Origin of the sequence: Intrasporangium chromatireducens Q5-1 (assembly GCF_000576575.1) — a bacterium.
Classification (GTDB): domain Bacteria; phylum Actinomycetota; class Actinomycetes; order Actinomycetales; family Dermatophilaceae; genus Intrasporangium_A; species Intrasporangium_A chromatireducens.
Genome location: NZ_AWQS01000138.1, coordinates 1 through 10,258, shown reverse-complemented (window position 1 = coordinate 10,258; position 10,258 = coordinate 1). Strand labels below are relative to the sequence as shown.

General features: G+C 67.7%; 8 protein-coding genes. 6 read left to right on the top strand and 2 right to left on the bottom strand.

Annotation, left to right across the window (positions count from 1 at the left end; all coding sequences use genetic code 11):
* A partial coding sequence (locus tag N864_RS14765; protein WP_081793883.1) for a sensor histidine kinase occupies nucleotides 1–1,154 on the bottom strand: 1,154 nt, incomplete at its 3' end.
* Between the two features lie 85 nt (nucleotides 1,155–1,239).
* On the opposite strand from N864_RS14765, the gene N864_RS14760 reads away from it, so the two are divergent.
* Genes N864_RS14760 through N864_RS14745 form a run of 4 tightly spaced genes read left to right on the top strand, consistent with a single transcriptional unit; the run spans nucleotide 1,240 to nucleotide 4,749 of the window.
* Nucleotides 1,240–2,259, top strand: coding sequence for a Bug family tripartite tricarboxylate transporter substrate binding protein (locus N864_RS14760; protein WP_034718323.1), 1,020 nt, complete (start codon nucleotides 1,240–1,242; stop codon nucleotides 2,257–2,259).
* Nucleotide 2,260: 1 nt separating this feature from the next.
* Complete coding sequence (locus N864_RS14755; protein WP_034718320.1) at nucleotides 2,261–2,806, top strand: tripartite tricarboxylate transporter TctB family protein; 546 nt, start codon at nucleotides 2,261–2,263, stop codon at nucleotides 2,804–2,806.
* Nucleotides 2,807–4,360: a tripartite tricarboxylate transporter permease gene (locus tag N864_RS14750; protein ID WP_034718317.1), complete on the top strand. Its 1,554-nt coding sequence runs from the start codon at nucleotides 2,807–2,809 to the stop codon at nucleotides 4,358–4,360. It begins immediately after the preceding gene.
* Nucleotides 4,357–4,749 carry a universal stress protein gene (locus N864_RS14745; RefSeq protein ID WP_034718314.1) on the top strand — a complete coding sequence of 131 codons (393 nt, stop codon included), beginning with the start codon at nucleotides 4,357–4,359 and terminating at the stop codon, nucleotides 4,747–4,749. The genes N864_RS14750 and N864_RS14745 overlap by 4 nt, the downstream gene beginning before the upstream one ends.
* A gap of 90 nt (nucleotides 4,750–4,839) precedes the next feature.
* Here the strand turns inward: N864_RS14745 and N864_RS14740 are convergent, their stop codons facing one another.
* On the bottom strand, nucleotides 4,840–5,631 hold the full coding sequence (locus N864_RS14740) for a GNAT family N-acetyltransferase (protein WP_034718310.1): 792 nt from the start codon (nucleotides 5,629–5,631) through the stop codon (nucleotides 4,840–4,842).
* A gap of 309 nt (nucleotides 5,632–5,940) precedes the next feature.
* On the opposite strand from N864_RS14740, the gene N864_RS14730 reads away from it, so the two are divergent.
* Nucleotides 5,941–7,470 (top strand): PxKF domain-containing protein, encoded by a 1,530-nt coding sequence (locus N864_RS14730; RefSeq protein ID WP_155892957.1) that lies wholly within the window; start codon nucleotides 5,941–5,943, stop codon nucleotides 7,468–7,470.
* 277 nt (nucleotides 7,471–7,747) lie between these two features.
* Entirely contained in the window at nucleotides 7,748–10,138 is a 2,391-nt protein-coding gene (locus N864_RS14725) for a coiled-coil domain-containing protein (protein ID WP_240474341.1), read from the top strand.
* Nucleotides 10,139–10,258 lie beyond the last annotated feature (120 nt).

The window sequence follows — 10,258 nt, the reverse complement described above, 5'->3', positions numbered from 1 at the left end:
AGCCCCGAGATCGTGTGCAGCTGGTTGGCGAACTCGTGCGCCTGGGCCCGCAGCAGCTCGGTCGTGCTCCGGAACGACCCGAGCTGCCGCTCCAGCTCCGCGAGCTCAGTGCGGTCGCGCAGCGTCGTGACCGACCCGAGCGGCCGGCCCTCCTTGACGACTTCCATGCGGTTCATGACGAGGACGCGCCCGCGCCGCAGCACGACCTGGTCCCGCACTCGAGGACGCGGTATGCCGCTCACCCCGGTCCCAGCGTCCCCGTCCTCCCCCTCGGGCTGGGCTCCGTCGCTCTCCCCCGGGTCGTCGACGCCGCGGAGGACGTCGCGGAGGCGAGCGCCGAGCGGGAGGTCAGTGAGCGTCATACCCACTGCATGGTCCGGGAGGTCGAGCAGCCGCTGGGCGACGTTGTTGACCAAGGTGATCCGTTGGTTCGTGTCGATCGCAATGACGCCCTCCGCGAGGCCGTAGAGCATCGCCTCACGGCTCTCGGCGAGCCCGGTGATCTCGGCCGGCTCGAGCCCGAGGGTCTGGCGCTTGATCCGTCGGGCGACCAGCCACGACCCGATCCCGCCGAGGGCGAGGGCCAGACCGAGGTAGGTGATGAGGTAGGAGGAGGCGCCGCGCAGCCGGTCGAGGGTCGAGAGGGTGCGCGTGGCGACCATGACGGTGCCGAGGTGGTCGCCGACCCGGTCCTTGGCGTCGCTGAGGACCGGCGTCTGCGTCACGAGCATCTGCTCGCCGTCGAGCGTCAGCGTGCCGGTCCAGCTCGCGCCGTGCGCCACCGTGGGTGACCCGAGCTGCACGGAGGTGTTCTCGAGGGTCGGGTCGGACGAGACCCGGGCGACGCCGTCGGTGCCGATGAGCGTGACGGAGGTGACGCCATACTGGGTCACGACGGACTGCACGAGCGTCGGGAGGGCGTTGGTGACGCCGCTCGCCATCTCGGTGCGGACGAGCGTCAGCGTCGCGAGCTGCTCCGCAACGGCCGAGACACGGCGTCCCTCGCTGCGGTTGAACGTCGCTTCGGACTGCGCGAGCGAGACGAGGGCGACGGCGACGAGCACCGTGGACAGGATGAGAAACTGCGCGACGAGCAGCTGCCCCGCGAGGGACAGGCGGCGGCGCTGCGTGACCAAAACGAACTCAACCTTCATTGCTGACACAAGGGCGACACCGGGGAGGTGGCGCGGAAATGATCATGCCGTTCCAACCTCCGAACGTGAAAGTGAGACTCAACGGATGAGCACTCGCACCACCACCCGGCTCGCCGCCGTCGTCGCCATCGGCGCGCTCGGCCTCAGCGCCTGCGGCGCGACGAAGAAGGACGCCGGCGCCGACGGCGCCACCGCCGCGAGCGACAACAAGCCGGTCTCCGGCCTGCAGATCATGGTCCCGAACTCACCGGGTGGCGGCTACGACACCACGGCGCGCACGGTGCAGAAGGTCATGGACGACGCCAAGATCACGACGTCGACCCAGGTCTTCAACCTTCCCGGCGCGGGTGGCACGGTGGGCCTGCAGCGCGTCGTCAACGAGAAGGGCAACGGCAAGCTCGCGATGCAGATGGGTCTCGGCGTCGTCGGCGCCGCGTACACCCAGAAGTCGAAGGCGACCCTCAACGACACGACGCCGATCGCCAAGCTGATCGAGGAGGCCGGCGCGATCGTCGTCTCCAAGGACTCGCCGTACAAGGACATCAACCAGCTCGTCGAGGCGTGGAAGAAGGACCCGAAGAAGCTCAACGTCGGTGGCGGCTCCAGCCCGGGCGGGCCCGACCACCTGCTGCCGATGCAGCTGGCCCAAGCGGTCGGCATCGACCCGAAGCAGGTCTCCTTCATCTCCTACGACGGCGGCGGCGAGCTCCTCCCCGCCATCCTCGGCAACAAGATCAGCTTCGGCGCCAGCGGCTTCGGCGAGTTCCTCGAGCAGGTCAAGGCCGGCTCGGTCCGCGTCCTCGCGGTGACCAGCGACAAGCGGATCGACGCGCTGCCCGACGTGCCGACGATGAAGGAGTCGGGCATCGACTTCACCTTCACGAACTGGCGCGGCATCGTGGCCCCGCCGGAGATCTCCGACGCCGACAAGCAGGTCTGGGTCGACTCGCTGACCAAGATGCACGACACGCAGGCGTGGAAGGACGAGCTGGAGAAGCGCGGCTGGACCGACGCGTTCCAGACCGGTGAGGAGTTCGGCACCTTCCTCAAGGCGCAGGACCAGTCCGTCGCCGACATCCTCAAGGGCCTCGGGCTCGCGAGCTGACATGTCTGACCTGACACCCGACCGTACGGCCGACCCGACCGGTTCGGCGGGAGTCGAGAGCAAGGGCGGGGACCGCGCACAGTACGGCATGTGCGCGGGCCTCGCCGGCCTCGGCGTCCTCCTCCTGGTCGACGCGGCCCGGCTCGCCCCGGTGCAGAGCAGCAACGACGCCCTCGGTCCGAAGCCGGTGCCGATCGTCCTCGGCGTGCTGCTGCTCGTCGTCGCGCTCTTCTACGCCATCGACATCTGGCGCGGCGGCGTCGGCGCCGCCGAGGAGGGCGAGGACGTCGACCTCAGCGCCGGCTCCGACTTCAAGACCGTCGGCCTGCTCGTCGTCGTCTTCGGCGTCGGCGCCGCCCTCATCGCGCCCCTCGGCTGGGTCATCGCGGGGTCCCTGCTGTTCTGGGGCTGCGCCTTCGCACTCGGCAACCGGCACCACATCCGCGGGCTCGCCATCGGCGTCGCGATCTCCCTGATCACCTTCTATGCGTTTGCCATCGGGCTCGGGGTCAACCTGCCCGCCGGCATCCTCGACGGGATCCTCTGAATGGACAACCTCAACCACCTCATCGAGGGCTTCGGCCATGTGATGACGCCGGGCAACCTGCTCTATGCGTTCATCGGCGTCGTCGTCGGCACCGCCGTCGGCGTCCTGCCCGGCATCGGCCCGGCCATGACGGTCGCCCTGCTGCTGCCGATCACCTTCGGGCTCGACCCGACCCAGGCCCTCATCCTCTTCTGCGGCGTCTTCTACGGCGGCATGTACGGCGGGTCGACGACCTCGATCCTGCTCAACACACCCGGCGAGTCGTCGTCGGTCGTGACCGCGCTCGAGGGCAACAAGATGGCGAAGGCCGGACGTGCCGCCCAGGCGCTGGCGACCGCCGCCATCGGCTCCTTCATCGCCGGCACCATCGCCACGCTGCTGCTCGTGCTCGTCATGCCGCAGATCGTCGACTTCGCCATCGACCTCGGCTCGCCGGACTACCTCGCGATCATCCTGCTCGCCTTCGTCGGCGCCGCTGCAGTGCTGGGGTCGTCCCGGATCCGCGGCTTCGCGGCCCTGCTCATCGGCCTGTCGATCGGCACGGTCGGCATCGACGCGGTGACCGGCCAGCAGCGGCTGACGTTCGGCCTGCCGCAGCTCGCGGACGGTATTGACATCGTCGTCGTCGCGGTCGGCCTCTTCGCCGTCGGCGAGGCGCTCTGGGTGGCCGCGCACCTGCGGCGCAAGGCGGGCTCGGTCATCCCGGTCGGCAACCCGTGGATGGGCCGCGAGGACTGGAAGCGGTCGTGGAAGCCGTGGCTGCGGGGCACCGCGCTCGGGTTCCCCTTCGGCGCGATCCCCGCCGGTGGCGCCGAGGTGCCGACCTTTCTGTCCTACATCACCGAGCGGAAGCTGACGAAGCACCCGGAGGAGTTCGGCAAGGGGGCCATCGAGGGCGTCGCCGGGCCGGAGGCCGCGAACAACGCGTCCGCCGCCGGCACGCTCGTGCCACTCCTGGCCATCGGTCTGCCGACGAACGCGACCGCGGCGATCATGCTCTCCGCGCTGCGGGGGTGGGGTTTCGAGCCCGGCCCGCTGCTCATCGAGAAGCAGCCGGTGCTCGTCTGGACCCTCATCGCAAGCCTCTTCGTCGGCAACACCTTCCTGCTGCTGCTCAACCTGCCCCTCGCTCCGGCCTGGGCCAAGCTGCTGCAGATCCCGCGGCCGTACCTCTACGCGGGGATCATCTTCTTCGCGGCGATGGGTGCGTGGGCGGTCAACGGGCAGGCGTTCGACCTCTACCTGCTGCTCGTCATCGGGCTGCTCGGCTTCGCGATCCGCCGGTTCGGGCTGCCGGTCCTGCCACTCATCATCGGCGTCATCCTGGCCCCGATCGCCGAGCTGCACATGCGTCGTTCGCTGCAGCTCTCGCACGGTGACCCGGCCGGCCTCATCGGTGGCCCGGTCTCGTGGGTCTGCTATGTCATCATCGCGATCGCGATCCTGTGGCCGCTCATCGCCAAGCTGGTCCGCATGGCGCGTGGCGGCGGCAGCGGGTCCGGAGGCGATGGCCCCACCGACCGCATCACCATCAGCACGGAGGCGACCGCATGACGATCGTGATCGGCTACATCCCGACGAAGCAGGGCGAGGCCGCCCTCACCGCCGGCCTCGACGAGGCCCGGGCCCACGGCGACTCCGTCCTCGTGGTCAACATGGCCCGAGACGACAAGCTCGTCGACGCCCACCGCGCGCCGAGCCAGGACCTCGACCGGCTCGAGCGCGACCTCGCCGAGTCCGGGATCGAGCACGAGGTGCGGCGCATCGAGCACGGCACCGACCCGGCTGTCGCCCTGCTCGAGCTGGCGGAAGAGGTCGACGCACGGCTGCTCGTCATCGGCCTGCGGCACCGGACTCCGGTGGGCAAGTTGTTGCTCGGCTCGACCGCGCAGCGCATCCTGCTCGATGCGCCCTGCCCGGTCCTGGCGGTGAAACCCGCCTGAGCGGAAGGTCGCCGCCTCCCGGTTCGATGTATTACCGAGGCGCATGCGGCTCGGTAATACATCGAACCGGCGCCCTGTGCGGGCCCTGGTTTACGTCTCAGGCGCGAGCGCTCGCTCGACGCCGATGTGGCGGCTGCTCTCCTCGAAGCCGAGGCGCTCGTAGAGGGAGATAGCCGGGCCACCCTCGGCGGCGACGATGACGAGCTCGCGGACGTCGGGATCGGTCAGCGCCCACTCCCCCGCGACGCGCACGAGCCGGGCCGCGATGCCGCGCCGGCGGTAGCCGTGGTGCGTCACGACGTCCTGGTAGCGCGCCCGCGTGCCGAGCCGCACGATGCCGAGCTTGGCGACGAGCCGCTCCCCGACGAACGCCCCGAACCACGCGCCACGCCCGTCGTCGACGAGCGCCTTCTGCGCCGCGGCGCGCCGCTCCTCGAAGACGAGTCGCGCCTCGAGCTCGCCGATCGGGGCGTCGCTCGCGCCGAGCTCGGCCGCCTGCCGCCAGTCGCGCCGCTCGGCGAAGTGCCGGATCGAGATCTCGCCCTCGTCGAGCGGCATCCAGGTCGGCACCTTGGCCGCGGTGAGCGCCACGTCGCACTCGACGTCGAAACCCTGCTCGCGCCAGCCGCTGTAGTCGCTCACACTGTCGGTGAACCCGAACGTCTGGTGGTGGGCGCCTGGAAACTCCTGCTCGAACCGCTCGATCCACCCAGGGATTTCGGCGGCCGGAACGGCACGCTCGAGGAGCAGGAAGTTGCCCCACCAGAACGTCGGGTTGTCCGGCGTACGGATGACGAGGTGGTCACCCCGGTCCCTGATGATCGAGCCCTGCAGTTCCAGCAGGGCGAGGTCCGTCGCGAGGCCGGGAGATTCGACGTGCATGTCGATGAGGGTATGCCGCTGAGCTCGCTTCGCGGGACCGGCTCGCTGGTGCGTTGCTGTCCGTTTTGCACCTTTTATATGCTTTTGAGTTCGGCGCGAATCCGCTTTTGTCGCAGTCAGTTTCGACACACCGGACAGTCTTCGCAATTCCGCACACGCCCGGGTTTCGCAGGGCCTACGTTGTCCTCACCATGGAGTCCCACGTCTCGGGGGTACGGGACGTCGACTCAGAAGTAGTAGCGGGAGGGGAAAGCCTTGAGAACGAGGCTTAGGTCTATTTTGGCGTGCGGTGCGACCGCCGCCGTAGTGATGGCGGGCGCATCCGGCGCCATCGCCGACGACATCACCAACGACATCATTTCACCGACCAAGTTGATGACTCTGGCCATCAACGGCTCTGGCACAACCGTGCTCTCCATTGATGAGAAGAATGATGACGGCAAGAACGGATGCAATCTCACCGGTAACAGCGACGGAGAAAAGGCGTACTTCACCGCCAGCGTCGACTCCAGCTCGGTTGCGGTGGCCACCGTGATGCCGGCGAGAATCACATTCACCTCGTGCGGGCAGCAGATTCCCATCACTGTGGAGGCGCGGGGAACCGGGACCGCCACTATCACCCTGGGACAGCTCGGTCAGCATGCGCAGGGGAGCTTCAACGTTGCGCCGGCGACCTTCACGGTGGTCGTGACGGGACCCTCGAACACCGCACCATCGACGCCTGGCGCGCCGACAGCGAGCGCGAACCCGACCCAAGGCGGCTTCACGCTCAACTGGGCAGCGTCCTCGGACGCCGAGGGAGATGCGTTCACGTACACGCTTGAGGGCAAGGACTCCAGCGGCATGGCATGGGCTCAGGTCGCGGAAAAGATCTCCGGCACGTCCTACAACTTCGGCGCCGGGGCTCCGGCCGAGGGCACATGGACGTACCGAGTCAAGGCCGTGGAGACCGGCGCGAGTTCTGCCCTGTCCAGCGATTGGAGCGCGAGCTCGACGCCAGTCGTGGTCGACCGCTCCGGCCCGAATGCGCCCCTGGCCTCGGCCGGCGAGCCTGCCTACGTCGGCGGTGACAAGAGCTGGTGGAAGGACAGCGCCACCGTCACGTTCTCGGACAACGGTGACCCGAGCCTTCCCGACCGATCAAGCGGCAGTGGCGTCCTGCGCTGGACTGAGCCGCAGACCTTCCTGGCACAGGGGCTCTTCACTGCTCTCGGGACGGCAACGGACGCCGCTGGGAACGAGTCGGACGAGACCGTCTTCTCTGGCTACGTCGACACCGAGGCACCCACGGTGACGATGTCCTGCCCGACCGACCCCGTCGTCCTCGGATCGACGTCGACCGCTGACTGGTCTGCGACCGATGAGGGCGGTTCTGGCGTCGCTGGAACAGATTCTGGCTCAGTTGCGATCGACACCTCCGCCATCGGCTCGCACACCGCCACCCTGGATGCTGGTGCCGTGAGGGACAACGTCGGCCATGAGTCGGTAGCGGCCACCTGCGAGTACAAGGTCGTCTTCGACTTCTCTGGGTTCTTCCGTCCGGTCATCGACGGCTTGAACGTCGTGAAGGCTGGGAGCGCCGTCCCGATCAAGTTCTCGCTCCACGGCGATCAGGGCTTGGACATCATCGCGGCTGGATCGCCGACCTTCACCATGACCGGCGCGGCGGCAGTGAAGACGGTGACCTCCGGCCAGAGCTCTCTGAGCTACGACCCCACCACCGACCAGTACACCTACGTCTGGAAGACGGACAAGGCATGGGCTGGTAAGTCGGGCACCTTCACGCTCAAGCTCGTCGACGGCACGGAGCACACGGCGCAGTTCTCTTTCACCAAGTGAGTTCTTAGCCAAGTGGCGCCCCGCTGACGGCAGCGGGGCGCCCACTTGTTTCGCGCGGGCCACCATCACTGGCGGCCCGCGTAGCATTTGTCTCGATTTGTCGCATTTTTCCCATGCCGGCCGATCCCCCTCTCCTTCAATGTGATTCGTCGCATCGGGCAGTTTCGTGAATGCGCTTCGCTGGAGGACAAAGGCGGCATACGGTGTGCTCACCATGGAGTCCCAACGTCTCGGGGGTACGGGGCGTCGACTCAGTAATAAGGGGAGGGAAACGACCTTGACACAATTGAGGTCTGGGCTGCCGCACGTCCGGCAGCCGGAGATTCGCCGCCGAGCGAGCGGCAAGACAGCCAAGCGGATCAGCGTCGCACTGGCGGTGGCGAGTCTGGCCATCCCGTCCATGCCGTGGATGGGGTCGGCACAAGCGGCGGGCTCCAACGGTGTCGCCAAGGGCATCTGCAACGGCGTCGTGAACCAGCTGGCGCACCGTGGGAGCGTGCAGGAGAACCTGCTCAAGGCCGCGGCGCGCAAGAACGCCGACTTGATCGCGTCTCTGACGGCGCAGCGCACTTCGCTTGAGGGCCAGCGCAGCGAACTGCAGGGTCAGCTCGACCAGATCAACGGGCAGCTCACCAACCTCGAGGCGCAGGGCGCGAAGCTCGACGAGGACATCAAGAGCGCCGAGGCCGATCTCGCCTCGCTCACGGCGCAGCAAGCGACCGTTGCCGCCCAGGTCGCCGACGCTGAGGCGGCGCTCGCGGACCTCAAGACGCGGCAAAACGACGTCCAGTCCCAGCTCGCCCCGCTTCAGGACCAGCTCGTCTTGGCGCAGGCGAAGTCGGATGGCCTCAAGGAGCAGGCCGCTGCAGTGCAGACGCAGATCGACGCCAAGAAGGCGGCCATCGGCAAGGCGAACGACGAGCTCGGGGCGCTCGAGGAAGCGGCGGCGTCAGCCGCGAAAGCCCTCGCGCAGAAGAACGACCAGATCACGAAGGCAGAGGGCGATCTGTCGACGCTGATCAAGGCGGCGGAGGACGCCTCGACTGCGGTCGACAATGCGACGAAGGCAGTCACGGACGCCCAAGCCGAACTCAAGCGGCTCCAGGACGCGGGGACCGCCGCGCAGGCTGAGCTGGAGGCGCAGAAGGTGAGGGTGTCAGAGGCACAGGCGACCCTCGCATCGCTGCAGGACGACGCCGCGTCGGCCGCGGCCGCGGTGAACGCCAAGAAGGCAGAGATCACCCAGGCAGAGGGCGAGTTGGCCGGCCTGCAGGACGCCGCGAAGAGCGCCGCAGACGCCGTCACGGCGAAAGACGCGGAGATCACCAAGGCGCAGGGCGAGCTTACGAGCCTGCAGGCAGTCGAGAAGGCCGCCTCCGACGCTGTCGCGGCCAACAAGGCGGCGATCGACAGCATCAGCAAGGACATCACCGCACTCCAGACTCAGATCGCCACTGCCAACGGGGACATCACCGCCAAGCAGGCCCAGCTCGCGACGGCGCAGAGTGACCTCGAGGCCCTTCAGGCTCAGCGGAACAAGCTGCAGGACGAGATCACGGCGTTGACCGATCGGATCAACACGGAGTTCCCCCCGAACTCCAACGGGAAGGATAAGCGGGAGCTTATTGCGCAGCGCGACGCCGCGCAGCTCGAGTTGAACTCGGTCAACAGCCAGATCGAAGACAAGAACGCTCAGATCGGCGCCCTTCAGGGTGATCTAACGGCCCTGCAGACGCAGGTTGACAGCCTGAACGCGCAACTCCAGTCCAAACAGGCGGAGAGCAGCAGTCTGCAGCAGCAGGCAGCGCTGCTACAGGGCGCGCTCGACGCCGCCAAGGCCGCTGTCGCCGCTAAGCAGGCCAATATCGATAGCTTGAAGGGCCAATTGCCTGGGCTCCAGTCGGCCCTAACAGCCGCCAACGAAGCGGTCACCGCGAAACAGGACGAGCTTGGCGCGCTGACGGACGAACTCGCGGGGCTGCAGGATGCGGTCCGGGAGGCGGAAGCACATGTCGCGACCCAACAGGCGGTCGTCGACGACTTGGAAGCCGCGCTTCCGGGGCTCGAACAAGATGCCGCAGCCGCGATTCAGGCCGTCACCAACCAGCAGGACGTGCTCAACGGCCTGGAAGCGGACCTGGCGAAGGCGCGCGACGCTCTCGCCAGCGCGAACCAGGCTGTTGACGCCAAGACTGCGGAGATCGTTGGCCTCAAGGCTCAGTTGCCGGCCCTCGAGACAGCTCTCTCCGTCGCGACCAATGCGGTGATTGACAAGGAGGGTGAGATCGCCGCGCTGAACAGCGAAATGAACACGCTGGTCGCTCAGCTCAAGGACCTTAACGCACAGATCAGCACCGCCGAGGCGCTCGTCCTTGACCTGCAGACGCGCGTCGCTCCCCTGCTGGATCAGCTGAATCAGCTCAACAACGAAGTCTCGGCCACTGCGGCGCAGTTGGCCTCACTTCAGACACAACTGACGGCGCTCGACCAGCAGGTTACGGATGCCCAGTCCGTGCTTCGCGACCTACAGGCGCAGAAGAAGACGAACAAGGACGCGATCGCCAAGCAGACCGCGGCCGTACAGGATCTGCAGGCCAAGTTGGGCGCCGTACAGGAGCAGATCAAGGCTATCGACAGCAGCATCGCGCTGGGTGGTTGTGTCGCCTGACTGAGATGGCCGGTGAGCTTGGGCTCCAGTAGGCGCCAGCCAGCACAGACCGGGCGCCCCGCTCCACCGAGCGGGGCGCCCATTCCATGCCCTGGGCGGCCCATGCGATGGGTGGGACGA

Excerpts from the sequence above, each read along its gene's own strand:
- N864_RS14760 (WP_034718323.1), top strand. The coding sequence starts at position 1,240 with ATGAGCACTCGCACCACCACCCGGCTCGCCGCCGTCGTCGCCATCGGC.
- N864_RS14755 (WP_034718320.1), top strand. The coding sequence starts at position 2,261 with ATGTCTGACCTGACACCCGACCGTACGGCCGACCCGACCGGTTCGGCG.
- N864_RS14750 (WP_034718317.1), top strand. The coding sequence starts at position 2,807 with ATGGACAACCTCAACCACCTCATCGAGGGCTTCGGCCATGTGATGACG.
- N864_RS14745 (WP_034718314.1), top strand. The coding sequence starts at position 4,357 with ATGACGATCGTGATCGGCTACATCCCGACGAAGCAGGGCGAGGCCGCC.
- N864_RS14740 (WP_034718310.1), bottom strand. The coding sequence starts at position 5,631 with ATGCACGTCGAATCTCCCGGCCTCGCGACGGACCTCGCCCTGCTGGAA.
- N864_RS14730 (WP_155892957.1), top strand. The coding sequence starts at position 5,941 with ATGGCGGGCGCATCCGGCGCCATCGCCGACGACATCACCAACGACATC.